This window comes from Halorussus pelagicus, from assembly GCF_004087835.1.
In the GTDB taxonomy this organism is placed as follows: Archaea; Halobacteriota; Halobacteria; order Halobacteriales; family Haladaptataceae; genus Halorussus; species Halorussus pelagicus.
Map to the genome: position 1 here is coordinate 495,187 of NZ_CP035119.1, position 22,979 is coordinate 518,165.

The 22,979-nt window shown below is 61.3% G+C and carries 27 protein-coding genes; 9 read left to right on the forward strand and 18 right to left on the reverse strand.

Features of this window, described 5'->3' with window-relative positions; genetic code table 11:
- Positions 1 to 61: 61 nt before the first annotated feature.
- Together EP007_RS02545 and EP007_RS02550 are read right to left on the reverse strand one after the other, a co-directional pair.
- The gene (locus EP007_RS02545; protein ID WP_128476154.1) at positions 62 to 241 is read right to left on the reverse strand and encodes a DUF7501 family protein; all 180 of its coding nucleotides are present in this window, start codon (positions 239 to 241) and stop codon (positions 62 to 64) included.
- 112 nt (positions 242 to 353) lie between these two features.
- The gene (locus EP007_RS02550) at positions 354 to 1,583 is read right to left on the reverse strand and encodes a Cdc6/Cdc18 family protein (RefSeq protein ID WP_128476155.1); all 1,230 of its coding nucleotides are present in this window, start codon (positions 1,581 to 1,583) and stop codon (positions 354 to 356) included.
- Between the two features lie 907 nt (positions 1,584 to 2,490).
- Between EP007_RS02550 and EP007_RS02555 the strand changes: the two genes are divergently transcribed.
- On the forward strand, positions 2,491 to 3,444 hold the full coding sequence (locus tag EP007_RS02555; RefSeq protein ID WP_128476156.1) for a zinc-dependent metalloprotease: 954 nt from the start codon (positions 2,491 to 2,493) through the stop codon (positions 3,442 to 3,444).
- 87 nt (positions 3,445 to 3,531) lie between these two features.
- Here the strand turns inward: EP007_RS02555 and EP007_RS02560 are convergent, their stop codons facing one another.
- The 5 genes from EP007_RS02560 to EP007_RS02575 form a co-directional block, all read right to left on the reverse strand.
- Positions 3,532 to 3,729 carry a hypothetical protein gene (locus EP007_RS02560; protein ID WP_128476157.1) on the reverse strand — a complete coding sequence of 66 codons (198 nt, stop codon included), beginning with the start codon at positions 3,727 to 3,729 and terminating at the stop codon, positions 3,532 to 3,534.
- Positions 3,730 to 3,731: 2 nt separating this feature from the next.
- Positions 3,732 to 3,908 carry a hypothetical protein gene (locus EP007_RS17280; RefSeq protein WP_166035408.1) on the reverse strand — a complete coding sequence of 59 codons (177 nt, stop codon included), beginning with the start codon at positions 3,906 to 3,908 and terminating at the stop codon, positions 3,732 to 3,734.
- Positions 3,909 to 3,981: 73 nt separating this feature from the next.
- Positions 3,982 to 4,533 carry a hypothetical protein gene (locus EP007_RS02565; RefSeq protein ID WP_128476158.1) on the reverse strand — a complete coding sequence of 184 codons (552 nt, stop codon included), beginning with the start codon at positions 4,531 to 4,533 and terminating at the stop codon, positions 3,982 to 3,984.
- Between the two features lie 132 nt (positions 4,534 to 4,665).
- The gene (locus EP007_RS02570; RefSeq protein WP_128476159.1) at positions 4,666 to 5,199 is read right to left on the reverse strand and encodes a cob(I)yrinic acid a,c-diamide adenosyltransferase; all 534 of its coding nucleotides are present in this window, start codon (positions 5,197 to 5,199) and stop codon (positions 4,666 to 4,668) included.
- Between the two features lie 110 nt (positions 5,200 to 5,309).
- The gene (locus EP007_RS02575) at positions 5,310 to 5,549 is read right to left on the reverse strand and encodes a glutaredoxin family protein (protein ID WP_128476160.1); all 240 of its coding nucleotides are present in this window, start codon (positions 5,547 to 5,549) and stop codon (positions 5,310 to 5,312) included.
- Positions 5,550 to 5,782: 233 nt separating this feature from the next.
- Between EP007_RS02575 and EP007_RS17285 the strand changes: the two genes are divergently transcribed.
- On the forward strand, positions 5,783 to 5,950 hold the full coding sequence (locus EP007_RS17285) for a DUF7838 family putative zinc beta-ribbon protein (RefSeq protein ID WP_166035410.1): 168 nt from the start codon (positions 5,783 to 5,785) through the stop codon (positions 5,948 to 5,950).
- Between the two features lie 472 nt (positions 5,951 to 6,422).
- On the forward strand, positions 6,423 to 8,351 hold the full coding sequence (gene thrS, locus EP007_RS02580; RefSeq protein WP_128476161.1) for a threonine--tRNA ligase: 1,929 nt from the start codon (positions 6,423 to 6,425) through the stop codon (positions 8,349 to 8,351).
- Positions 8,352 to 8,760: 409 nt separating this feature from the next.
- On the opposite strand, the gene EP007_RS02585 is transcribed toward thrS, so the two are convergent.
- Positions 8,761 to 9,615, reverse strand: a complete 855-nt coding sequence (locus EP007_RS02585) for a class I SAM-dependent methyltransferase (protein WP_128476162.1) — start codon at positions 9,613 to 9,615, stop codon at positions 8,761 to 8,763.
- 124 nt (positions 9,616 to 9,739) lie between these two features.
- On the opposite strand from EP007_RS02585, the gene EP007_RS02590 reads away from it, so the two are divergent.
- Entirely contained in the window at positions 9,740 to 10,096 is a 357-nt protein-coding gene (locus EP007_RS02590; RefSeq protein WP_128476163.1) for a response regulator, read from the forward strand.
- A gap of 30 nt (positions 10,097 to 10,126) precedes the next feature.
- Here the strand turns inward: EP007_RS02590 and gcvPB are convergent, their stop codons facing one another.
- The 7 genes from gcvPB to EP007_RS02625 form a co-directional block, all read right to left on the reverse strand.
- Positions 10,127 to 11,587: an aminomethyl-transferring glycine dehydrogenase subunit GcvPB gene (gene gcvPB / locus EP007_RS02595; RefSeq protein ID WP_128476164.1), complete on the reverse strand. Its 1,461-nt coding sequence runs from the start codon at positions 11,585 to 11,587 to the stop codon at positions 10,127 to 10,129.
- Positions 11,588 to 12,931, reverse strand: coding sequence for an aminomethyl-transferring glycine dehydrogenase subunit GcvPA (gene gcvPA / locus EP007_RS02600; protein ID WP_128476165.1), 1,344 nt, complete (start codon positions 12,929 to 12,931; stop codon positions 11,588 to 11,590). It abuts the gene before it with no gap.
- 149 nt (positions 12,932 to 13,080) lie between these two features.
- The gene (locus EP007_RS02605; RefSeq protein ID WP_128476166.1) at positions 13,081 to 13,434 is read right to left on the reverse strand and encodes a twin-arginine translocation signal domain-containing protein; all 354 of its coding nucleotides are present in this window, start codon (positions 13,432 to 13,434) and stop codon (positions 13,081 to 13,083) included.
- A gap of 203 nt (positions 13,435 to 13,637) precedes the next feature.
- Positions 13,638 to 14,021: a glycine cleavage system protein GcvH gene (gcvH, locus tag EP007_RS02610; RefSeq protein WP_128476167.1), complete on the reverse strand. Its 384-nt coding sequence runs from the start codon at positions 14,019 to 14,021 to the stop codon at positions 13,638 to 13,640.
- Positions 14,018 to 15,115, reverse strand: coding sequence for a glycine cleavage system aminomethyltransferase GcvT (gcvT, locus tag EP007_RS02615; RefSeq protein ID WP_128476168.1), 1,098 nt, complete (start codon positions 15,113 to 15,115; stop codon positions 14,018 to 14,020). The genes gcvH and gcvT overlap by 4 nt, the downstream gene beginning before the upstream one ends.
- A 106-nt stretch (positions 15,116 to 15,221) precedes the next feature.
- Complete coding sequence (locus EP007_RS02620; RefSeq protein WP_128476169.1) at positions 15,222 to 15,401, reverse strand: hypothetical protein; 180 nt, start codon at positions 15,399 to 15,401, stop codon at positions 15,222 to 15,224.
- A 461-nt stretch (positions 15,402 to 15,862) separates the two neighbouring features.
- Positions 15,863 to 16,555 carry a DUF7504 family protein gene (locus EP007_RS02625; protein ID WP_128476170.1) on the reverse strand — a complete coding sequence of 231 codons (693 nt, stop codon included), beginning with the start codon at positions 16,553 to 16,555 and terminating at the stop codon, positions 15,863 to 15,865.
- A 159-nt stretch (positions 16,556 to 16,714) separates the two neighbouring features.
- Between EP007_RS02625 and EP007_RS02630 the strand changes: the two genes are divergently transcribed.
- The 3 genes from EP007_RS02630 to EP007_RS02640 all read left to right on the forward strand — a co-directional run bounded on the left by EP007_RS02630 (position 16,715) and on the right by EP007_RS02640 (position 19,143).
- The gene (locus tag EP007_RS02630; protein ID WP_128476171.1) at positions 16,715 to 17,608 is read left to right on the forward strand and encodes a DNA adenine methylase; all 894 of its coding nucleotides are present in this window, start codon (positions 16,715 to 16,717) and stop codon (positions 17,606 to 17,608) included.
- A gap of 103 nt (positions 17,609 to 17,711) precedes the next feature.
- On the forward strand, positions 17,712 to 18,812 hold the full coding sequence (locus tag EP007_RS02635) for a restriction endonuclease, SacI family (protein WP_166035412.1): 1,101 nt from the start codon (positions 17,712 to 17,714) through the stop codon (positions 18,810 to 18,812).
- Between the two features lie 28 nt (positions 18,813 to 18,840).
- Positions 18,841 to 19,143 carry a PadR family transcriptional regulator gene (locus EP007_RS02640; RefSeq protein ID WP_208023521.1) on the forward strand — a complete coding sequence of 101 codons (303 nt, stop codon included), beginning with the start codon at positions 18,841 to 18,843 and terminating at the stop codon, positions 19,141 to 19,143.
- A 174-nt stretch (positions 19,144 to 19,317) separates the two neighbouring features.
- On the opposite strand, the gene EP007_RS02645 is transcribed toward EP007_RS02640, so the two are convergent.
- Entirely contained in the window at positions 19,318 to 19,497 is a 180-nt protein-coding gene (locus tag EP007_RS02645) for a hypothetical protein (RefSeq protein ID WP_128476173.1), read from the reverse strand.
- Between the two features lie 326 nt (positions 19,498 to 19,823).
- Between EP007_RS02645 and EP007_RS18350 the strand changes: the two genes are divergently transcribed.
- Positions 19,824 to 19,886 (forward strand): hypothetical protein, encoded by a 63-nt coding sequence (locus tag EP007_RS18350; RefSeq protein ID WP_449405021.1) that lies wholly within the window; start codon positions 19,824 to 19,826, stop codon positions 19,884 to 19,886.
- 4 nt (positions 19,887 to 19,890) lie between these two features.
- Here EP007_RS18350 and EP007_RS02650 read toward each other — a convergent pair whose 3' ends face one another.
- On the reverse strand, positions 19,891 to 21,999 hold the full coding sequence (locus EP007_RS02650; RefSeq protein WP_128476174.1) for a hypothetical protein: 2,109 nt from the start codon (positions 21,997 to 21,999) through the stop codon (positions 19,891 to 19,893).
- A gap of 117 nt (positions 22,000 to 22,116) precedes the next feature.
- Here EP007_RS02650 and EP007_RS02655 point away from each other — a divergent pair, with 117 nt between their 5' ends.
- Positions 22,117 to 22,605: a hypothetical protein gene (locus tag EP007_RS02655; RefSeq protein WP_128476175.1), complete on the forward strand. Its 489-nt coding sequence runs from the start codon at positions 22,117 to 22,119 to the stop codon at positions 22,603 to 22,605.
- Here the strand turns inward: EP007_RS02655 and EP007_RS02660 are convergent.
- Complete coding sequence (locus EP007_RS02660) at positions 22,581 to 22,871, reverse strand: hypothetical protein (protein ID WP_128476176.1); 291 nt, start codon at positions 22,869 to 22,871, stop codon at positions 22,581 to 22,583. The genes EP007_RS02655 and EP007_RS02660 overlap by 25 nt on opposite strands.
- Positions 22,872 to 22,979: the final 108 nt, after the last annotated feature.

A 22,979-nucleotide genomic window follows, 5' to 3' on the forward strand; every position in this document is an offset into this window, starting at 1 on the left:
CTGGCTATCAGCAACTCGCGTGAAAAGAAAACGCTCGCGCGCTGCTACGTCGGTTCAAGACCTATCCGGACCAGCCAGCGCAGATGTCGTCGTTGACGTTGCTCCGCCACATCTCGAACCCGGTTTCGCAGTCCGGATTCTCGTGAATGTGGTCGATGAAGCCCGCGCCGGGGTTCCGAAGTTCGGTTCCGCAGAAGGGACAGTCGTTCGGGTCGGTCCACGTCGTGGCGTTCGTTGACATGGATATGACGGCAACGTTCTGGCGTATAAGTTCTGTGCAGGTATATCTGAAATACCTTCATTGGAGTAATATGCCCCTAATATTTTTCGAGTATCTCTTCGTCTCGCTCCGCTCAGATGCCGAGGTCCGCGATTCGGGAGTCCCGGTTCAGAACTTTCTTGACGATTTCGGGTTCTTCGAGCAGTCGGTGCTTGGTGTGGACGCCGCGCCCCCGACCCCGGCCCTTCGTCTCGGAGTTGATGACGTTCAAGAAGTCCTGTTCCTGTAGAATCTCCTGCACGCGGCGCTCCGAGAGGGGGTCCATATCGAGGTCCGACGCGATGGTCTGGTACTGGCGGTAGATTTGCTGAGTTGGGAACTGGTCGCGGGGCTTGTTCTCGGTCAGGAGCGTGAGAGCAAGCAGGATGGCCTTCGCTTGGGTCGGCGCGCCCTCGATGAGTTCGGCGAAGCGGTCGGCCTCGGTCTTCTCCTTGGCGGCGTAGACGTGTTCCTCGGTGACCTCCTCGTCTTCCTGCTTGGTGGCGATTCGACCAGCGTTTCGCAGGATATCGATTGCCTTCCGGGCGTCGCCGTGTTCTTGGGCGGCGAGGGCGGCAGTCAGCGGGACGGCGTCGTCCGAGAGGACGCTGTCGCGGAACGCATCGGCGCGATTCTGGAGGATGTCCACGAGCTGGTGGGCGTCGTACGGCGGGAAGACCAGTTCGTCGTGGGCGAAACTCGACTTGACGCGCTCGTTGAGTTCGTCCGGGAAATCTATCTTGTTCGAGATACCGATGATACCGATAGTCGAGTCGGTGACCCGTCGGTTCTCACCCGCGCGTGAGAGTTTGCGCAGGACCTCGTCGTCCTCCAGCATGTCTATCTCGTCGAGGATGACAATGACCACATCGCTACAAATGTCGATGATTTGCCAGAGTCGGTCGTAGTAGTCGCCGGTGCCGAGGCCGCGCTGGGGGACCTTGATGCCGGTCTCGTTCGGGTCGTTGAGTTCGCGCCCGATGGTCTTGATGACCGACGCCTCGGTGGTCTGCTCCCCGCAGTCGATGAAGGCGGTCTTGACGTTCACGTCTTCGTGTTCGGCCTCGTTCTCGACACGCTTGGAGACGCTCCGGGAGATGAGCGACTTGCCGGTCCCGGTCTTGCCGAAGATAAAGAGATGGGTCGGTTCTTGGCCGAAGATGGCGGGATTGAGGGCTTCAGCCACCTTCTGCATGTGTTCGTCGCGCCCCACGATTCGGTTCGGGCCGGGGAGATGAGAGATGCGCAGCAGGTCCTCGTCGGCGAATATCGGCTCGTCGTAGCGGAACAGCGGGTCGCGGTCCGCCTCGTCGTCGGTAGCCATCAGTTGCCACTCCCTTCGTACTTCAGCACATAAATGGAGGGGGTATCGTCGCGGATGTAACTCGGGGCCAAACGTGGGGCCAGCGTCGTTTGTCGCCTCTTCGAGTGAGAAATCGACTCAGGGTACCCTCGCGGATGTTCTGGCGCGCGAACTGATCGATTCGTGTTCGGTTGGGACAGACACCTACCTCGCGGATGTAAGAGGTTTGGGTGGGTGGGGGTAGAGTTGATTGGTTAGAAGAGTCAAAGACGCTCGCGGATTTAAACGAAGACGGAGTCAGTTGGTCAAGGTCGTCAAAAAGTAGACGAGGTCGGACCGTCAAGGCCGTCGAAAACCGGACAGGGTCGGACCGCCAAGGCCGTCGAAAACCGGATGAGGTGGGACAGTCGAGACCGTCGAAGAGTGGACCCGCCCGAACATCAGAAACGGGACGGACCAACTGGAAGTAGGACGGAGCAATTGACAACAGAATGGATCAACTAGAGAACGGATCGACTAGAGAACGAACCGAGATAGAGATGCGAAAACGAACCGAAGTAGAGCGAGTCGAAAATAGAGGTACGGTGACACACCTTCATCGCGTCTGTAAGGAAAAATGTTTTCTAGAGAAATACACACACCACTATCTCGAATGTAAATGCACAGAATATATAGCTTTTAGAGCTTAATACTCCTATATAGTGTTTCTAAATCATCTTTTATACAGAGAGAGACAGTACATACGCGAGCGTGGTGTTAGGGTCTAAGGAACCGACCGACCCCCCGGAACCCCTTTCGACCCTCTTACAAACGCGACACTGGTGTGTCCCCCTCGATATTACTGCCCGTCGTCGTCCTCGGCATCCGCCGAAAGTTATCTTCCGAAGCCAGCAGAAAGATTTTGACCGCTCGGCCCCAACCGAAATCCGTGAGTCTCTACCGCAGCGTCCGGGCGATTGCCGATGCCTCCGGAACCGGTCCCATCGACTGGCACGCCGTCGCCGAGGCCGCCAAGGCGTCAACCGACCCCGGTTCGATTGAGATGTCGCCGAGCGAGCGGGAGGGCTACGCGGCCGACGTGCGCGACGCCCGCACCCGCGTCCGCGAGGTCTCCGGCGCGGAGTTCGACGTTCCCGACACCATCGAGGTGCAGAACCGCCACCACTGGATCGACGCGAACATCGACACGTTCCGGCGAGTGATGGAACCCGTCGAGGAACACGGTCCCGACATCATGCCGGGCGTCGCCCGGACCATCAACACCGGAACGATGTCGCTGATGCTGTCGGTGCTGGGCAGGAACGTCCTCGGGCAGTACGACCCGCTTTTGTTAGCAGACGGCGACGAACACGCCCTCTACTTCGTCCGGCCGAACATCGAGCGCATCGCCCGCGAACTCGACGTGGACTACGACCGATTCCGGCGCTGGATAGCCTTCCACGAAGTCACGCACGCCGCGGAGTTCGGCGCGGCCCCGTGGCTTTCCGAGCACCTCGAAACCCGCATGGAGTCGGGCGTCGATGCGCTGGCGCAGGGCCGCCTCGACCGCGACGCCTTTGAGGAACTGGACGCCGCCATGACCGCCGTCGAGGGATACGCCGAACTCCTGATGGACGGCGCGTTCGACGACGAGTACGCCGACCTCCGCGAGAAGATGGAGGCCCGACGGCAGGGCGGCGACCCGCTCTCGCGGCTCGTCCGCCGGATGCTCGGACTCGGCCTGAAACGTCGCCAATACGAGCGCGGCAAGGCGTTCTTCGAGGCGGTCGCCGCTCGGCGCGGTATCGAGGGCGCGACGGTCGTCTGGGACCGCCCAGAGAATTTGCCCACCGACGCAGAGCTTGACGACCCCCAGCAGTGGCTCGCTCGCGTGAACCCCTGAATAACACTCTCATTCTCGGGAATCTGCTTTCGCTCTCATTCTTAGGAGCCTGATTTCGCTCTCATTCTCAGGAGCCTGCTTTCGCTCTCAGGCAATTCGAACAAGATACGCAAGAAGCACCACGCCGACCACCAGTCCCGCACCGACTGCGACCACGACCTGCACCAGCGACCCGCCGCCAGAGAACGTAATGAGACCGGCTGAGGCACCGACGAGCACGACGATGGCTATCTTGAGGCGGTTCATCGACTCGCGCTTGTCCTCCGAAGATGGTGGCCTGACCATCGTTACAGTTCGTGCGACGCGCTGACGTGCATCTGGACGAACTGCCAGCGCCGCTCGTCTCTTTCGTCGTCCGATTCTTCGCTCCCTCCGCCACCCTCGCGTTCGAGGACGCCGCTCCACCGCGTGTCGAACGACCAGCGAGTTCCGGTGTCGTCGTTATCAACATCGGTCGCGCTCATGCAGAATCCGTGCGGGTGAACTCGCTTAAGCCTACTCGTCTACGCGGGTGCTTTCCCGGAAATCCGGAACCGACTACTGGAAGCCACGCCCTACGTCGTCGTCGTGGACGAGGTCGTCTAACTCCTCGTTCAGGAGGTCTTCGGCCTCTTCGAACCGGTTGGAGAGTTCCTCGGCGGGGTCGGGTCGGTCGTAGCGGTCGAAGTCGATGGGACCGAACGCGGGACTGTCGAGCGCGTCCATCACGTCGTCGAAGAAGTCGTCCGGGGTGGTCGGCGCGTCGGCGTGCGCCTTGACGACCTCTTCGAGGTGTTTGGCCTTCTGCTCGGCGTCGTCCTCGTTCTCGGGCGGATTTTGGACCGCGAATCGGCCGCCAGTCTTCTGTTCGGGAAGGAACGACCCGATTTCGTCGTCGAGTTTGCGCGCGACGCGCGCCCCGACTCCCTTCACCTCGTAGGGGTTCTTCGCGTAGGTCTTCAGGTGGTAGACCCCGCCGCGCGGATGCCCGAGGTAGAGGTCCTCGCCGACGCCGCCAGCGCGCTTGCCGCCGACTGCCCGCCAGTCGTCGGGGTTCACGTCCTTTTCGACTACGTCTGCGACGATGTCCTTCCACTCGCGTATCCGCATGCTTACCTGTCACATGTGAGCGCGGGAGAATTAACGTATCGGTCCGAAACGACCCCACAAACCGAAACGACCCCGCAAAAAACGGCTCCGAAGAAACCCCCCGTCCTTTCTCGTAGAAGTCAACTCCCGAACTCAGTACGTCGGCGACTCTTCGGGCACGTTCTCGCGCTGGTTGACGACGCGCCCGAGAACGAACAGCGCGTCCGACAGTCGATTGAGGTAGGTGACGGCGATGGCGTTGATATCTTCTTCGGCTTCAAGCGCGACGGCGCGGCGCTCGGCGCGGCGACAGACCGTCCGGGCGTGGTGGAGTCGCGCGCCAGCGTCGCCGCCGCCGGGCAGGATGAACGATTCGAGCGGTGCGAGTTCCTCGTCGTAGGCGTCCATCCACTCCTCCAACTGCTCGACGTGTTCCTCGCGGACCGCGGGGTCGTCTTCGTCCGGGTCGGGGTTGGCGAAGTCCGCCTGCACGACATGGAGGTGGTTCTGTATCTCCCGGAGGTGGCCGTCCACGTCGTCGTGGCCGGTCGGGCGGACGCGCCCGACGAGCGCGTTCACCTCGTCTACCGTGCCGTAGGCCTCGATTCGCGGGCTGGCCTTCGAGACGCGCGACATGTCTCGAAGGTCGGTCTGGCCCTCGTCACCGCGACCAGTGTAAATCTTCATACCATCGACTACCGACCGACTGCACTTAACTCCCGCCCCGAACGGTCGGCGAGGGTCGTTTCCCGACTTCCAACTCCCAATTCTTGCCAGTCCACCGATTCCGGTCTCGCTCAGGCCAGCGAGGTCTCGACGTACTCCACGATTTTGTCGCTCTCGGCCATCGTCACGCCACGCCCCTCGTCCACGAGGACCGGAACGCCGCGCTGACCGCTAACGCGCTTGACCTCGTCGCGCTCGGAGTGAAGCGCTTCGACCCACTCGGTCTCGTACTCGACGCCGTGGTCGTCGAGCGAGTCGTGGACTTTCTCGCAGTACGGACAGCCGTCGAGCGCGTACAGGATTACGGACATGCCCGAGCGTTGGGCGTCGGTCGGCAAGAATGTGGTGCCAAAGTCGGTTTCCGTCGTGGAGCGTCGAGCAGATGACTTGATATAGCATCATGAAATTTACGCCCTTTCAGAAACCTCTTCTCCGGCAGAACCCGACGACTGCCAGCACACCGTAGCCCGCATCGAAACCCCCGAACGACGACCCACGCGCTCAAACCAGTATCCTCAAATGCCGCGCAGTTCGAACTCCGAACATGGCTCAGGAACTCGACCACGACTGTCCCCAGTGTGGCACCGAGCGGACGTTCTACCGCACCGCGAGCACCACGCTCCACCTCGGCGAGAAAACCAAGTGGGGCTGTCCGGAGTGTGACTTCCGGTTCGTTCGCATCGACGGCGACATCGACTCGGCCCAAGCCTGAGGACGGTCTCCCTCTCGACTACTCGTTGCTTTAGAGTTGCATCGCTCGCTCGACTATTCTCGGCGACTCATCAGCGACGGTCCCGAACGTCGGAAAGTCGCTCGACTGATTTGTGAGTCGTCAGGACTTGAGCCGGGACGAACGGCCCGAGACGACCTCGAAGCGCGAACTGCCGTCGCAGAGCGAACTCGTAAACTACATTCAGATATACGAAATCGCTATTTCTCGCGAGAAACGAGAGACCGGTGTTTCGAGGTGGAGAAGGACGCTTGGCGTTCGTCGCGCCGAGAGCGCGGCGCGCGTCGTCGGTTCGATGTTCTTCACACAGCTCCCTGCGAGTCCTTGGGCCACGACCGATACCGGACCCCGACGACCCTCGGCAGTTCGCGCGGCGAGACGACCTCAGCACGAAGTGACGGACTCAACTCGCGTGTAGAAAGGGTTATCAGTTCGCCGGGACCGTAACCAAAACATGAGCCAGATTACGGTCGTCCTTCCCGACGGTTCGGAACTCGAACTGGAGGAGGGGGCCACGGTCGAAGACGCGGCGTTCGAAATCGGTCCCGGTCTCGGCCGCGACACCGTCGCGGGGGTCGTGAACGGCGACCTCGTGGACAAAGCAAGCGCGCTTCCCGACGGCGCGAAACTGGAAATCGTCACGCCCTCCAGCGACGAGTACCGGGACGTGCTTCGCCACTCGGCGGCCCACGTCTTCGCACAGGCGCTCCAGCGTCTCCATCCCGAAGCGAGCCTAACCATCGGCCCGTGGACCGACGACGGGTTCTACTACGACATCTACGGCGTCGAACTCGAAGAGGAAGACCTCGAAGCCATCGAGGACGAAGCCTACGACATCATCGAGGAGGATCTCGACATCGAGCGATTCGAGCGCTCGCGCGAGGAGGCCTTCGAGGTCTACGAGGACAACCGATTCAAGCGCGAGATTCTGGACGACGAGGCCGCCGACGAGGAGTCCATTTCGTTCTACGAGCAGGGCGAGTTCGAGGACCTGTGTAAAGGACCGCACGTCGAGTCCACCGGCGAAATCGGCGGGTTCGCGCTGCTGTCTATCTCCGGTGCCTACTGGCGCGGCGACGAGGAAAACGAGATGCTGACCCGCGTCTACGGGACGGCCTTCGAGAGCGAGGCCGAACTGGAGGAGTTCCTCGAACGCAGAGAGGAGGCCGAGGAGCGCGACCACCGGAAAATCGGTCGAGAGATGGACCTGTTCTCCATCCCCGACCACTCGCCGGGATGCGCACACTACCACCCCAACGGGATGACCATCCGGCGCGAGTTGGAGGACTACATTCGGTCGAAGAACGACGAGTTGGGCTACGACGAGGTTTGGACGCCGGAACTCAACAAGGCCGAACTCTGGAAGCCGACGGGCCACTACGACACGTTCAAGGAAGCGGGCGAGATGTTCGCGTGGGAGCAGGACGACACCGAGTACGGCCTGAAGCCGATGAACTGCGCGAACCACGCCCACGTCTTCGACGACCACCAGTATTCGTACCGGGACCTGCCGGTTCGCTTCTCGGAGTTCGGCACCTGCTACCGCAACGAGCAGTCCGGCGAACTCTCCGGTCTCCTGCGGGTCCGCGGGTTCACGCAGGACGACGGCCACGCCTTCATCCGAAAGGACCAGATTCGCGGCGAGATTCTGTCGGTCCTCGACGTTATCGACGAAATCTACGGCCACTTCGACCTCGACGTGCAGTACAAGTTGGAGACGAAGGGCGAGGACGCGGTCGGAAGCGACGAAATCTGGGAGCAGGCGACCGGCGCGCTGAAAGACGCCCTCTCCTCGGAAGGTCTCGACTACGACGTCGAAGAGGGCGAGGCCGCGTTCTACGGGCCGAAAATCGGCATCAACGCCGTGGACGCAATCGGCCGGGAGTGGACCATCGGCACGGTCCAACTGGACTTCAACATTCCCGAGCGACTGGACTTGAGCTACACCGGCGAGGACAACAACGAACACCGCCCGGTGATGGTCCACCGCGCGCTTCTGGGAACCTTCGAGCGATTCATGGGCATCATCATCGAACACTTCAAGGGGAACTTCCCGACGTGGCTCGCCCCCGAGCAGGTTCGCATCCTGCCCGTGAGCGACGACAACATCGGCTACGCGAAACAGCTTCAGAACCGGTATCTGGGCGACTTCCGGGTCGAAATCGAGGACCGGTCGTGGACGGTCGGCAAGAAGATTCAGCAGGCCCACGACGACAACGTGCCCTACATGCTCGTCGTCGGCGACAACGAGGAAGAGGCTGGAACCATCTCGGTGCGTGACCGCGAGGAGCGCGAGCGCGACGACGTGGCAGTCGAGGCGTTCCGCGACCACCTCGCCGAGGAAATCGAAAGCAAGGCCATCGAGCCGAACTTCCTCGATTAAGGCTTCTCGGACTGCTACTCGCTACTTCTCTCTTTCTACGATTTTCCACTCGACTCCACTCACCCGACCGGCGCGTGCGGGCGCGTCGCCGTCGGCGACGCGCCCATCTGCGCGAGGTCTGCGCGAACGGATGTGAGCGCAGGCTCGGAAGACGCGGGTTGTCTTCCGGTGGATGAGGACCGCAGGCCGTCGGCCGAGGACCGCAATCGGTTGGGGAGGGTGTGGCTCGCGGTTACGGTGCTGTGCGGTCGCGGTGACTCCTTTGAGTCGGCAGTAGATAGCTTCTGCGCCACTTCCATCACCTCGAAACCACCCTCGTCCCTTTTTTCTCCGACGAACAGAATCGACCCCACCACACCAACCCGACGGACACTACCCCGAGTTGCAACCCGACCGACACTACCCGAACTCACTCCCACCGAATTTCCGAAAGGGGATGGAGCGGGTTCCCGCCGACCACGTCGTAGGTCGCGCTCGACACCTCGATACCCTCCGCGACCCGCAACGAGGTCAGCAGGTCGTCGTTGTAGTCCCGCAGGTCGGTGTAGCCTCGGCGGAGCAGTCCCAACAGAGTTTCCTCGGGATGGAGTTCGTAGACGTGTTCGAGGTGGACGCCCTCGCGCACGCGGTCGGCGTACCCCGCCAGCGTCTCGGTCACGATGTCCCGCACGCTCGGGAGCGCGGTCAGCGACCCCTGCGTGAACACCACCACGTCGTCGGGGTCGCGCTCGGCCAACACGCCCTCCAGCAGGTCCCACGTCTCGTCTCGGAAGTCGAACGGCTCGATTCGGATGCGCTCTCTGTCACCGAATAGCGCCCGGCCGAGCGCGACGCCGTTTTCGGCGGGGTCGCCCCCGACGAACTCGCAGTCGGGGTAGGCCGCCGCGAGGACGCCGAGTTCGTACCCCCAGCCACAGCCGAGCGAGACGACCGTCTCGCCGCCGTCGAGCGTCCCCGCGAGCGAGGCCACCAGCGCCTCGTCCTGTAGCGTCTGCTTCTCGTCCACGTCTACGAGATAGAGTTCCTCGGCCCGTGAAATTGGGACGGGACTCTCCTCGGCGTAGCGATTCGCGGACCGCTGTAGCTCTCGGAATCCCGTCTCGGGGTTCGATTCGAGGAGTCCGTGCAGGTTGGCGTACACCTCGTCGTAGGCCGAGACGCCGGTTCCGCCGTACTCGGCGTCGTCGTCCGCGCCCTCGGGGTCGAGGATGCGGGCGGGCCACGGCGAGTGCTTGGGCAGGTCGTCGAGGGCGAGTTCGCGCATGGCGTTGTAGCCCGCCGCGCCGGGAAAAAGCGTTCCGGAAGATACCGGCGGTTCCCGCGGGTGTGACGGGGACCTTCCTTGGGTTTTATTTAGCTGCCTCCCTCCATCGCATGACAAGTAACGAATGGCACCTACCTTGTTAATCGTGGACGACAGCGACTTCCAGCGCACGATGGTCCGCCAAGCGGTCGAGGACGACTTCGAGGTCGTCGCGGAGGCCGCCAACGGCGTCGAGGCGGTCGAACAGTACGAGACTCACCAACCCGACGCGGTCACCATGGACATCATGATGCCCGAGATGAACGGCGTCGAGGCGACCTCCCAAATAAAGGGAAGCGAGGACCCGCCGGTCATCGTGATGGTGACGAGCGTGGACCAGCAGAGCAAGATGAAACAGGCCGTCAAGGCTGGTGCGGACAGCTACGTCACCAAGCCCTTCGAACCGGAGGACGTGAAGGCCGAACTCGCGTCGGTCCTCTGAGGCGGCACGCTCTCTTCTCCGCCCGATTGGCTACTCTTCGTCGCCGTCGAGCGACTGCCACGACAACCGGAGATTCCGCGCGGCGCTGGTCTGGTCGATGCGCCGCGCCGTGGTCCGGTTCGGCGCGTCCGCCAGCGTCTCGTCGTCCTCCGCGGCGACTCGGTTGAACGCGTCGGCGAGTTGGTCCAAGGTGTCCTTGCTCTCGATTTCGGTCGGTTCGGTCATCAGCGCCTCCGAGACGATTTCGGGCCACTTCGTCGTCGGCGGGTGGACGCCGTAGTCGAGCATGCGCTTGGCCACGTCCGCGGCGTCTTGGTCGCCCGCGCTGGCGACGAACTCGTGGTGGAACGGCTCGAAGGGCACGTCGTAGTCCACCTGACTGGCGAGGTAGTTGGCGTTGAGGACTGCCTTCTCGGCGGCGTCAGCGAGACCAGCGTCGCCGAGGCGCGCGATGTAGGCGTAGGTCTTGACGAGGACGAGCCAGTTGCCCTCGAAGCCATGGACCTTGCCGATGGTCGATTCGGGATCGAAGCGTTCGAAGCTGCCGTCGCCCTCGCTTGCCTCACGCACCCGAGGAGCGGGCAGGAACTCCGCGAGGTCCGAGACGACCCCGACCGGGCCAGCGCCCGGTCCGCCGCCGCCGTGGGGCGTTGCGAACGTCTTGTGGACGTTGTAGTGCATGATGTCGAAACCCATGTCGCCCGGCCGGGCCTGTCCCAGCAGAGCGTTGAGGTTCGCGCCGTCGTAGTAGAGCAGACCGCCAGCGTCGTGGATGGTCTCAGCTATCTCCTCGATGTCGCGCTCGAACAGCCCCAGCGTGTTGGGGTTCGTGAGCATGAACAGCGCGGTCCGGTCGCTCGCCGCGGCTTCGAGGGCTTCGAGGTCCACCCGGCCGTCGTCGCCCGAGGGCAGTTCTACGACCTCGTAGCCCGCGAGCGCGGCGCTGGCGAAGTTGGTGCCGTGGGCGCTGTCGGGGACGATGATCTCGTCGCGCTGGTCGCCCTCGCCGTTGTGTTCGTGGAACGCCTTGGCGACCAAGATACCGGTGAACTCTCCCGCCGCGCCCGCCGGGGGTTGGAGACTTACGGCGTCCATCCCGCCGATGTCAGCGAGATAGTCCTGCAGGCCGTGCATCAGGCCGAGCGTCCCTTGCAAACTTCGGTCCGAGCGGTCGTGGTGGACTCCCGCGCTCGGGAGCGCGGCCACGTCCTCGGTGAACTTCGGGTTGTACTTCATCGTACAGCTTCCGAGGGGGTACGGCCCGGACTCGACGCCGTAGTTCATCTGAGAGAGTCGCGTATAGTGGCGCGCGAGTTGCGGTTCTTCGAGGTCGGGCAGTTCGACGCTGTCGCGGGTCAACTCGTCGGGCAGGGGCGCCTCGACCTCGACTTCCGCGCTGTTTTTCTCGGAGAGGAGCGGTTCGTACTGCCCCTCTGCATCTTCGCCGCTCTTTACCTCGCCGTCGGTCCAACGCGCTTGGTCGTAGTTCATTTAGGCCACCTCCTCGAAGGCCGCAACGAGTCTGTCCGCGGCGTGTTCGTTCGCGTCGGTGATACAGACTTGCACTTCGTGGTCGCCCACGGCGTGGACCGCGAACCCTTCCGCTTCGAGGTCTTGTGCGATTGCGTTCGCGGCTTGGTCAGTGTGAGCGACGAACTCCCGGAAGTGATGTCGGTCGTGAACCGGCGCTCGCAGGCCGCTGACGGCGTCCAGTCGCTCGGCGAGGTCGTCGGCGAGGCGCACGCAGTCGTTGGCGAGGTCCACGAGTCCGTCGGGTCCGAGATACGCCGCGTGGATGGCGGTCCGGAGCGCGACCCACGCTTGATTCGTGCAGATGTTACTCGTGGCGCGCTCGCGGCGGATGTGCTGTTCGCGCGTCTGAAGCGTCAGCGTGTAGGTGCGGTTGTTGGCGGCGTCCTCGCTCGCGCCGACGAGTCGGCCGGGCACCTGCCGGACGAAGTCGTCGCGGCAGGCGAACAGGCCCAGACCCATGCCGTACGCGGTGGGGAGACCGAGCGTCGCGGCGTCGCCGACCACCACGTCCGCGCCGACGCGCTCGGGTTCCTGAAGCACCGAGAGCGCCACGGGGTCCGACCCGAGGCAGAACAGCGCGTCGTGGTCGTCTGCAAGGTCGCCGATGGCGTCGAGGTTCTCCTCGACGGTCCCGCGCGTGGTCGGATTCTCGGCGTAGACCATCACGGTCTCGGCGTCGATTGCCTCGGCGAGCGCGTCGATATCGACGTTCCCGTCGTCGGTGGCGAACGTCTCGACGGCGAGACCCGCGCCGTCGGTGTAGTTCTCCAGCACGTCGCGGCGACTCTCCAGCAGGTAGTCGGGCACCAGCACGCGGTCGCCGTCGGTTGACCGGACGCGCGCCGCGAGCAGGGCGGCCTCCGCCAGCGCGGTCGCGTGGTCGTACATCGAGGCGTTGACGATGTTGAGACCGGTCAGTTCGACCAGCATCGACTGGTACTCGAAGAGGGCCTGCAGGAACCCCTGCGTGACCTCCGGTTGGTACTGCGTGTAGGAGGTCAAAAACTCCGAGCGCAACGAGAGGTGGTCCACCAGCGAGGGCACGTAGTGGTCGTAGTGGCCCCGGCCGAGGAACTCGGTCAGGTCGTCGTTGCGCGAGAGCAGACCCCGGACGTGGCGTTCGGCCTCCCGCTCGCTTCGTTCTTCGATGTCGAACTCCCCGTCGAACGCGACCGACTCGGGGATCTCGAACAGTTCCGTTACGTCGTCCGCGCCGACCGCGTCGAGCATCGCGGCGGTCTCGTCGTCGGTGTGTGGCGCGTACGGGCTTCCCCGCTCCCCAGACTCGTGTCGTCCGCTCATGTAGTCGGAGCTAAGGAGTGTACCGTTTTAAGATAGGGGTATTCGTCCCGAGCGGTGGCGATACTCCTCGAAAAGGGGCGGAGTTCGGGAACTGCCGTCGTTTCCGAACCGCTAAACTCTCGTATCCGTTTCGAGCAGTGGACGGACGCTTAGACGACTTCCATGCTCATGTTGGTCTCTTCGAGAATCTCTACCTTGTTCCCGCCCTCGATGGTCCAGTACTCGTCGTCTCCCGTCGGAGGAACGTTGTTGACGTTTATGATTCCGCCATCCTCCACTGGGATGTAGTCATAAAGGCCGTCGGTGTCTCCGTTGATGCTGTCGAAGTCACCGAAGACTTTGAACGAGTAATGCCCCTCTTCGCTGGTATTGTTGTACCCCTCGACCACGAAATCCGTGGACGCTGACGCCGAACCGGCCGTGCCGAGCAGTCCGCCAGCGAGGACCGTCGTGGTTGCAGCGCTCTTCTTCAGGAACGAACGTCGGGTACTTGCATCCGACATTGCATCCTACAGTAACAATGCAGCAATATTAAATTTTATTATAAGAAAATAAAAAATTTATACTATAGCTAGATAAAGAAAGTGGTGTCTATAATGGGTAGTAGACACTATACCGAAAACGGGTCACAGAAGCCGTCGGCTGATTTAGTACCGCTCACGCAGGTCGTCCCCGCCGTGACAAATTCGGAGAAGAAAGGCGTTTGTTACTCGATTTGGTCGCGGTACTCCTCGGCGCTCAATAGCTCGTCACGCTCGCTCTCATCGGCTACCTCCACTTCCAGCATCCAGCCCTCGCCGAAGGGGTCCTCGTTGACGAGTTCCGGTTGGTCGGCCAGCGCGTCGTTGACCGCGGTGACGGTGCCGCTAACTGGCGAGTAGAGGTCCGAGACGGCCTTGATGGACTCGACGACGCCGAACTCCTCGTCCGCGGAGAGTTCGTCGCCCTCGTCGGGTAACTCGACGAATACTACGTCGCCCAGTTCGTCCTGCGCGAAGTCAGAAATGCCGATTCGCGCGGTGTCGGCGTCGCTCTCTACCCATTCGTGCGATTCAAGATACTTCCGGTCGTCGGGAACTTCGAAGCTCATTGTTGGTCACTCAGAAATGGCGTGTTCGCAATCTTTGCTTTTTTCGACTGGCCGCGAACGACGACGCGGACGACCGTGCCGGGGTCGGCGTAGTCGGCCGGAACGTAGCCCAGCGCGATGGGGTCGCCAAGCGTCGGACTCATCGTCCCGCTGGTCACCTCACCGATGACGTGGTCGTCGGTGTCGGTCACGTCGTAGCCGTGGCGCGGAACGCCTCGGTCCACGAGTTTGATGCCGACGAACTCCTCGTCGGTGCCCTCCTCGCTGGCGCGTTCGAGCGCGTCGCAGCCGACGAAATCGGTATCGAGTTTGACCGTCCAACTGACGCCCGCCTCGTAGGGATTCCGGGGGTTGTCCTCGGCGTCGAAGTCCTGCCCGGAGAGCAGAAAGCCCATCTCCATGCGGAGGGTATCACGGGCACCGAGTCCGCAGGGCTGGCAGTCGAACAGGTCCCAGACTGCTTCGGCCGACTCGACGGGAACGATAATCTCGAACCCGCTCTCGCCGGTGTAGCCCGTGCGGGCGGTCCAGCAGTCGGCTCCGGCGAACGCGGCATACTTGCCCTCGAACTTCGAGAGGTCCGAAAGCGAGTCGTCGGTCGCGTCCGCGACGAGGCTCGGGGCCTCCGGTCCTTGCACCGCGTACATCGCGTACTCGTCGGTGACGTTCTCGACGGTGGCGTCGAAGTCCCACTCGTCACGGTGGGCGGTCCACCGCCGGTGCATCTGCTCGTCATGGCCCGCGTTGGGGACGAAGAGGTACTCCGCGTCGTCGGTCTCCGGGAGGCGGTAGACCACCGTGTCGTCGAGGATGGTCCCCTCTTCGTCGAGAATCATCGAGTAGTGCGAGTCACCGCGACCGAGGTCGGTCACGTCGTTGGACGTGAGCCGTTGCATCAGTGCCTCGGCGTCGGGACCGGCCACTTCGATTTGACCCATGTGGGATACGTCGAAGATGCCCGCGCCCTCCCGGACTGCGCGGTGTTCGGCCTTGATGGAGTCGAACTCGACGGGCATGTCCCACCCGCCAAACTCGGTAAACGTCGCTCCCGCGGCGTCGTGTACGTCGCGCAGCGGCGGCTTCCGAAGCGTCATACCGAAACGGTGGTCCGCCCGGTACGTAATGCTTTGTCTTCCGGGTCGTCGATTGGTATTCGCGTTCGAGTAAACGAACGGCGTGTGGGTCGGCCTCGTCGCGCGGTCACGCCGGTTCGACGACGATCTGACCGTCGCGGAGTTTGTAGACGAGGCGGTCGCCCTCTTCGACGTCGAGTCCGTCCTCGGCGAACTCTTCGCGGACGGCCTTGATCAGACTGATGCGCCATCGCTGGGTGACTGTCGTCGTGCCGAGTATCTTCTCTTCGGATTCTTCTGAGCTCATCTACCGGCGTCTTGGGTATCGGTGTTGTTATGGACTCTTAGCTATTTCGACTATATCGGCTGAAAAGGTGGAATAGCTAGCATTTCGTCGGTATTCACGCCAATTCGGCGACTATTTTCCCGTCGATTCTCTCCCAGATGCCGCACAACTGTGTACCCTCACGGACATCTCCCTGTCGGGGTTCCGCTGCGACCACAAGTCAGTCTTGCTCGCGTTCGAGGTAATAGAGCGCCGCGACGTCGAGGACGGTCGTTCGTCGCCGACGTACACGCTCGCGGGGACCGAACAGGCGGAGTCTGTGGTTGAACTGCACTACGCGCTACAGTCGGAACTAGAGCGTTCGGGAGCGTTGTGAGAAGGAAACGTCGAGGCGTTCGCGGAGTAGGCGCGGGGGTCGGTGGCGCGGATGTGTCGGTCGTAGCGCGATACGTTGGCGGTGCGTCGGGAGCGACCCGACGCGCTCACAGTTCCATCCACGGCGTCACGGCGTCGATGTCGGGAGCGTGCCACCGCTGTTCGGGGTTGCGTCGCGGTCGCTTCCGGAGTTCGACGCGCGCGTCGAAGAGGTCCATGAGGTCCGCGACGAGCGGGTCGTCGTCGGGAACCCGGAGGTGGTAGTGTGCCATGCCGTGGACGCCCCGGACCGCCGCGGCGAGCGACCGCAGGACGCGCTCGGTCGTCTCGCGGTCCTCCTGTAGCAGGGGGAACAGCGAATCGACGCCGACGCGGAGTTCCGCGGGGGCGAGTCCGTCGGCGCGCTCGTCGTAGAAGCGAATCGCGGTCTGAATCTCCTCGCAGAGCTGGCGAGCGTCGTCGGTCTCCAGCGGCTCGGAATCGCGGGCGAACCTCTCCGCGCTCGCGGGGACTGACCGCTCGCCGCGGCGCTGGTCGATGACCCACGTCTCGGGGTCGTTGTAGGAGGTGTCGCTCGGAAGTCGGGTCGCGGCGTTGCGAATCGACTGGTCAGTTAGTCCGAGGACGCGAAACCGGCGCGGTTCGTCGCCGCCAAAGAGGAACCGCGAGATGCGCGCCGACACCGCGTCAGGTACCTCGCCGGTGAGAAGGATGTTACTGCCCCTCTCCTTCCGGTCGGTGAGCCATTGCGAGAAGTTGGGGTTCGCGCCACTCCCGCGAAAGCGGAGTTCAGAGGTCATTTATTTCTTTTGTCGATGCTGACTATCATAAAATTACCGGAGTTTCATCGGTGCATAGATGCCTCTGAGACACCGTTCGCACGATTTCTCGTCGGAGCGTCCGGACAATTCCTGCGAAGATAACGCTTTTACCGTATTACCCGCCACATAGTCGTATAGATGGGCAAGATGCTTCCTTTCCGGTGGTATGGCGGGAAATACAGCCATTTGGACTTTATCCTTCCTCACCTGGCAAAAACCGAGCAATACATTGAGCCATTTGGCGGTAGCGCTGCCGTCCTGATTAACCGAGACCCCAGCCCTGTTGAGACGTACAATGACCTCGACGGAGATGTGGTCAATTTTTTCAAAGTATTGAGGGAAAACAGGGACGAACTGCTAGAGAAGATTGCGCTCACCCCGTTCAGCCGTGAAGAACTTGCGACGGCTGTGGAGCAGAAGAACAACGACGAATTGAGTGACATTGAGCGGGCACGACTGTTCTTTGTTCGCGCCGGACAGACCAGATCCGGATTGGCACAGGAAGCTACACCGGGTCGGTGGGCGTATTGTAAGTCCACAAGCCGCCGGAACATGTCCGGAGCGGTCAGCCGGTACCATGGGCGTCTTGAGCAGTTACACGACGTTGCGGACCGCCTCCGACGCGTGCAAATCGAGAACAAAGACGCTATCGAAGTGATTGACCGGCACGATGACGAAGAGGCCTTGTTCTACTGCGACCCACCGTATCCCCATGAGGTACGAGGCGACACCAACAGTTACAGCCACGAGATGACGGACGACGACCACCGAGAACTCGCCGAGAAACTCCGCAGTTGTGAGGGGAAAGTCGCCGTCTCGGGGTACACCTGTGACCTGTACGAGGAACTCTTCGAGGACCACGGCTGGAACCGTGTGGATGCCGAAGAGAAGACGATGCACACGACGAAAGACACCCGTCAGGAAGCGTTGTGGCTGAACTATGAATCGCCGAGCCGTACTGATGTCGAAGCAGGTGTTGATGTCGAAGAGTTAGACGACAGTCAGCAGACGCTAGTTGACATAGAGGAGTAACCAACTCTTTTCGATCACGGATTGTATCTTATGCAGTTTTCTCTCTGCATGTCTCTTCTCACCGATATATAAATTTTATACGTCATGTCTGAAGTTGCTCCCGGTGTCGAATTTGGCCCAAGTAGATGTGAATAACGAAGAAGCGTCTCGTCTCCTCGACCGGGAATGGAAACGCGTTAACTCTGAGGATAAATCGGAGTACGTCGAGGACTATCGTATCCGTACAAAAATCGCGGAGGTATTAAACGACTCACAAAAGACGTATCGCTACATCCTCGTGAACGCGACGCTCGCTAAAGCAACGAACAGCGATGTCCATTACCGGGCGTTGCAGGCCGGGTCCTCACTAGAGGGCGCTCACGACGCCCGATCTCTCGCCCACTCCGTCTTGGTGCCGTGGGAAAAGGCACATGGAGAACGACTCGGTGGCAGTCCTGAACCGTTTGTCAATAATCCTGCGCGACACGAGGAAGTTAGTACAGAAAACCGGGCACGCGCCACCAAGAAGCAGGACCGACTCCACAATTTGCTCCAGCGCATGGAGGACAAGGTGGAAGAAGGAGTGGAAGACCCGGTGAATATCCTCCGGCAGACCCTCTATGCGATTACACAACTGGAGTCACAGTTAGTAGACTTTGAATCCGTCAGTAACGCACCTTACACCGAAGTAGAGGATGCTGTGACAACGTATTTGAAGGACTCCGGGAAAGGTGAGCGGCTACCTGCTGTCGTTGCGGGCATCATGCAGACATACTACGAACATGCTGCCGATGTTGAATGGCAGGTAGATGCTGAACACGCGAACGTATCTGATGAGTTCTCGAAAGCCGCCGGTGACATCGAACTCTTCCGTGATGATGAGTTGCAGAAGGCGATGGAGGTGAAAGACAAGCCTGCGACCCGGTCGTCGGTCCAGCACGCCATCGAGAAGGCACGACAGCACAAACTGGGCGAATACATCTACGTGGTTGGCTCTGGGTACAGAGCTGGTGAAAAAGCCGATATTGAGAAGGAAATTGAGGAGGCTCCACTAGAGTTGATTTTGATGGACTCCGAGGAACTAATTGCTCTCTTGAAAGTCGTCGATGACTCAGATCGCGGCTTCTTCCTCGACAAGGTCGGAGCGTTTCTGAACGATATGCGAGCGAATCAGAACAATAAGGATCGGTGGACGGAGTTAGCAGAGTCGGTGGAAGAACGATAAACGATACATGCAGGTTTGAGGCGACATATTGGCTCTTGGCGATATAAAGCAAATTTGGGAGACGGCTAAACGGAGAAACAACGTGTCGCTAATCGGTAAGACAAAAATGGCTATTCTTGGACGACTAGCTGAGTCACCATCGCACGGCTACCAGTTGCACAAGGATATTGGCGTGACCACCTCAACAATTTACCAGCATCTCGGAGAATTGGAGGATGCAGGTATGGTTGAGTCCTCTAAAATCGAAGATGACAGCAGAGAGAAAACCGAATATCAGATTACAGATGATGGCCGTACGCTCTTAGAACTGCTAGACAAGGACGATAACTGAGCGAGCGTCATCCTGCTCGTGGTTTTTACTGCTGAGATAGTTTTGATGCAGGCAGGGAACGTTGCGGTGAACGGAACAGGAATGTCGCCCCACGCCTTCTCTTTTCGATCAGTTTCGGACCCCGTTTGTATGAGTGGCAAGCGTTCAAAACGACCGATTCGACGGTGAGCGAGGCTACTCGTAGTAGAACAACAACGCGATGCCCGCCAACAGCGTTCCCGTGCCGACGAGACTGAGGAGGGTCAAATCGAGCGTTCCATCGTACCCCACTCGCGGGAGCAGATACGACGCCGTTACGTCAATCGTGAGTCCGACCAGTATCACGATTCTGGGAACGTATGTGCGTTCTGTCACACGCTCTACAGCCACATTCTGGACACATTATTTTTGCTCTCGGGGTCGCTCGGATGAGCGAGGACGGCGTTTCCGACCACCGTGACGAACCGGACTGAAAGCGACGTGCGCGCTCTGCCACGCAAAATTTGCACTATTTAACTTAAGCCCTATTTGACAATTGTTTTATCTTCTTCATCCAACTTTCATACTATATTTCATAGTTAGAATAATTTAGAAAAATATACTTTCGGGTAAGCCGACACTACAGTTGCATGCCAAACGGAAAAATCTTCGACCAGTTGGAACAGCATCCGCGACTAATCGGTTTCTTGTTCACTGCGGGGATGGTGCTAGCGCAGGCAGGAAACGTTGCGGCGAACAGCAGTGGTTGGACGAATGGACCTTGAAAGATTAGAGGTCAAAGAACTTCCCACTCCAGTAGATCTCACCATTCATCTTAATGGGTGCAAAGTCAGTCTCTAGTATTAATTTTAATTCTTCCTCAGTCATTCGAAATGTTCCCCGTGGACCGGAAGGCAGATGCCTCATTGAGGATTCAGCGATAAAAACCGCTAAGCTACCTAATCGATAGGACTCATTTATATACGAGTAATAATCAACTAAAAACTCATCACCGTCTCGTCGGAGGTCAAATCTTACTGGTGCACCGTTTTCGCCCTCGCACAATGTCAATCCACCGTGACCGACTGTGATATACTCCATCGACACCTCGATTTCCATCTTCGCAATACTCAGCGCCGACCGAAGCGTGAACCCGGAGTTCAACAACCGCGCCAGCGCCCGCCCGACTTTCGTCGCCGCCGAGTGAACGACTTCCGCGAGCGTCACGACGCCGCCGCGACTGCCCTTCTCGACGAGTTTCGCGCCCTGCTCGTAGGATTTGCAGGCGTTCAGCACGAAGGCTTCGACGCCGACCGAATCCAACGAGTCGGCGTCGAGAAAGCCGTCACGACACCGGAATCCCTCCTCGTCTACGTGGCCGATGTAGTGGAGAAAGTCCGCCGAGGACTCGAACAAGGTTGCGAGTTCCGCGACGGTCGTCTCCTCGTGAAACGACACGTCGTAGCTCAGGCGGTCCCGCGTGCCGTAGAACTCCCGGACCACGTTCTCCTCGGCCATCCGCGAGTCGTTGCAGACGACGTGGACCTCGATGGTCGCCTCGTCGGGCGGCGTGCGCTCGGCCTCCCGATGGAGTGAGTCTATCGTCACCTTGTTCGCGTCGATGGGGTAGCCGTCGCCGACCCACGCGTGTTCAACTGTTTCGACTGGTTCGAGTTGAAACATCTCGTCGTCGGACTCCCAGTCGTTGCCAGCACTCCGTGCGAACTCGCCGCCGCTCGGAGGGGAGTCGCTGGCGCTCCGCGTGAAATCGCCGGAAGCCACCGCCGCTCTGGTGAACTCCTCGACTTCTTCCATCGTCGGTTTCGGCGACCCGAGGTCCGGGTCGCCCGGCGTCCGCAACAGCGAGAGTTCGTGCGCGAAGTGCGGGAGCGCGGCGACGTTCTCCGCCGCCGGAACGATGTCGGTGGTCAGGTGCCAGTCCAAAATGTGCGGTTCCAGCACGTCGAACGGCACCGCGAGGTACTCGCGCACCTGCTCGGCGATGGGTTGCCCGTACAGCGCCTCGAAATCGAGGTCCACCAACGGTTCGACCTGCTCGCGCTCGTGGAGGTCTACGGTGTAGTAGCCCTCGGTCCGAGTCAGGCAGTCGAGGAAAAACACCTGCTTGAGAACCCGGTTGACCGTCGCCTCGTAGCCGCCCGGCCCGTCGAGCGACTGCTCGAACTCGCCCGCCACGAGTCGCGGGTCCGCGCCGCCCACGAGGTCGGCACCGAGGTAGTACGCCAGCGACGCCGCCGGATAGACGTACTCGCGCTCTGGCGGCACGACGAGTTCGACGCCCGTCTCCGGCGTCTCGATATCGCCCGACACCTCGAAGGCGTCGCCGCGCTCGATTCGCGGCGGATACCCCCGGAGCGTCGGAAACGACCGCTCGCAGGAAGTCGTCTTCAGCGCGGACCCGAACAGCGACACCGCCTTCATCGCGTCTGCCGGGTCGTCGGTGACGGTCACCGTCCCGACCGGGTGTTCGTGGAACGACCGCGCGCCGAGCCGGACGTGGCATCGCTCGCCGAACTTCGCCGTGACCGACTCCTCGCCGGGGACGACGGTCAACTCGCCGTCCACCGCGAGGTAGACCTTCATCGGCGTGCTTTGGAGTTCGATGAGGTAGTGGCCGCGCTCGAACGTTTGGACCTCGCTCGCGGTCGCGTCGGCCAGCATCTCGCCGTCCTGCCCGCGGACCACCGTCGAGACGAGTTTCGGAATCTCGACCGCCGCCGCGTGGAACCCGACCGCGTCGTCCACCGGAAAGTAAAACTCGTCGGTCGGCCGCGGTGTCAGTCCGACGGCGACCGGCGTGTACAACTCGAAGCGCACGCTCTCGATGGGGTCGAAGATACGGACTCCGGGGCGGTCGTCGAGTGGGTCGAACTCCATTCACTCCGAATCGTCCTGGGCCGACTGTATAGTTCTAACTACACTGGAGCGCGGAAATTTCTGCTCCGACACCGGTAGTATTATGCAAACTTGTCTACTGGAGATATATAGTCAATTATGACTATTTGGGACGTGAATCAACTCCGAGTGGGACTGGATAGAAGCGGGGCGAAGACCGCGCTCATCCGTTGCGCGGACGCGCCCTCACGGCCGCCGGAAACTGTCACGGTCGCGCCGGGCATCAGCGCGTCGATGGGTCCCGACGGCAGAACCACGTCGCTACTCGTCAGCGCCGAGGCACCGAGCGGTCGGACTATCCGAGAGTACGACAGCGACGACGCTCGCGCTGCCGCCGACTGCGCGGCGCGACTGGTCGCCGAGCGCGACCCGCGAGCGGTGTGGCTCTGCGGACGCGGACAGCTTCGGTCGTGGTGGAGTCGCGGCGTCGCCGATATGCTCGAACGCCGACTCGCCGCGGCCGCCCGCCGGGCGGACGCGCGCCTGGTCGTCTGGACGAGCGAATCGGACGAACCGAACGAACCGACGACACCGAACGAAGATGACGTTGCGGTCGAGGGCGGTTACGACGTGGTACTCGACCCGTAGCGCGCGAGCAGGTCGCTGGCCGCGACCGCAACGTCGGTGCTGTCGCAGGCCGGACACTGCACCGCCAGCGAGCAGTCGCCCGCCGACGCGACATCGTCTGACGACGAGCGTTCTCCCGACGACGAAAGCGGTCGGTCGGCGTCGCCGTTGACTCCAGAGTCCGCAGCGGCGGACGCGTCGTCCGCCGTGGGACCGGGAACCGCGAGCGCGAGTTGGGCGAGCAGTACGAACGTACCGGAGTGACCGCAGTTGTTGCAGTGGGTCATGGTTGTCGGACCGGCAGGTGCGTTCGGCGCGCCGGTCGGCCCGAACTCGTGCGGTATCGTATTTGAACCTTGGTCGCACTGCGAGGTCGGACTATCGACTGACAGTCG

Coding starts and splice junctions, on each gene's coding strand:
- EP007_RS02545 (WP_128476154.1), bottom strand. CDS start 241: ATGTCAACGAACGCCACGACGTGGACCGACCCGAACGACTGTCCCTTC.
- EP007_RS02550 (WP_128476155.1), bottom strand. CDS start 1,583: ATGGCTACCGACGACGAGGCGGACCGCGACCCGCTGTTCCGCTACGAC.
- EP007_RS02560 (WP_128476157.1), bottom strand. CDS start 3,729: ATGGTCAGGCCACCATCTTCGGAGGACAAGCGCGAGTCGATGAACCGC.
- EP007_RS17280 (WP_166035408.1), bottom strand. CDS start 3,908: ATGAGCGCGACCGATGTTGATAACGACGACACCGGAACTCGCTGGTCG.
- EP007_RS02565 (WP_128476158.1), bottom strand. CDS start 4,533: ATGCGGATACGCGAGTGGAAGGACATCGTCGCAGACGTAGTCGAAAAG.
- EP007_RS02570 (WP_128476159.1), bottom strand. CDS start 5,199: ATGAAGATTTACACTGGTCGCGGTGACGAGGGCCAGACCGACCTTCGA.
- EP007_RS02575 (WP_128476160.1), bottom strand. CDS start 5,549: ATGTCCGTAATCCTGTACGCGCTCGACGGCTGTCCGTACTGCGAGAAA.
- EP007_RS17285 (WP_166035410.1), top strand. CDS start 5,783: ATGGCTCAGGAACTCGACCACGACTGTCCCCAGTGTGGCACCGAGCGG.
- thrS (WP_128476161.1), top strand. CDS start 6,423: ATGAGCCAGATTACGGTCGTCCTTCCCGACGGTTCGGAACTCGAACTG.
- EP007_RS02585 (WP_128476162.1), bottom strand. CDS start 9,615: ATGCGCGAACTCGCCCTCGACGACCTGCCCAAGCACTCGCCGTGGCCC.
- EP007_RS02590 (WP_128476163.1), top strand. CDS start 9,740: ATGGCACCTACCTTGTTAATCGTGGACGACAGCGACTTCCAGCGCACG.
- gcvPB (WP_128476164.1), bottom strand. CDS start 11,587: ATGAACTACGACCAAGCGCGTTGGACCGACGGCGAGGTAAAGAGCGGC.
- gcvPA (WP_128476165.1), bottom strand. CDS start 12,931: ATGAGCGGACGACACGAGTCTGGGGAGCGGGGAAGCCCGTACGCGCCA.
- EP007_RS02605 (WP_128476166.1), bottom strand. CDS start 13,434: ATGTCGGATGCAAGTACCCGACGTTCGTTCCTGAAGAAGAGCGCTGCA.
- gcvH (WP_128476167.1), bottom strand. CDS start 14,021: ATGAGCTTCGAAGTTCCCGACGACCGGAAGTATCTTGAATCGCACGAA.
- gcvT (WP_128476168.1), bottom strand. CDS start 15,115: ATGACGCTTCGGAAGCCGCCGCTGCGCGACGTACACGACGCCGCGGGA.
- EP007_RS02620 (WP_128476169.1), bottom strand. CDS start 15,401: ATGAGCTCAGAAGAATCCGAAGAGAAGATACTCGGCACGACGACAGTC.
- EP007_RS02625 (WP_128476170.1), bottom strand. CDS start 16,555: ATGACCTCTGAACTCCGCTTTCGCGGGAGTGGCGCGAACCCCAACTTC.
- EP007_RS02630 (WP_128476171.1), top strand. CDS start 16,715: ATGGGCAAGATGCTTCCTTTCCGGTGGTATGGCGGGAAATACAGCCAT.
- EP007_RS02650 (WP_128476174.1), bottom strand. CDS start 21,999: ATGGAGTTCGACCCACTCGACGACCGCCCCGGAGTCCGTATCTTCGAC.
- EP007_RS02655 (WP_128476175.1), top strand. CDS start 22,117: ATGACTATTTGGGACGTGAATCAACTCCGAGTGGGACTGGATAGAAGC.
- EP007_RS02660 (WP_128476176.1), bottom strand. CDS start 22,871: ATGACCCACTGCAACAACTGCGGTCACTCCGGTACGTTCGTACTGCTC.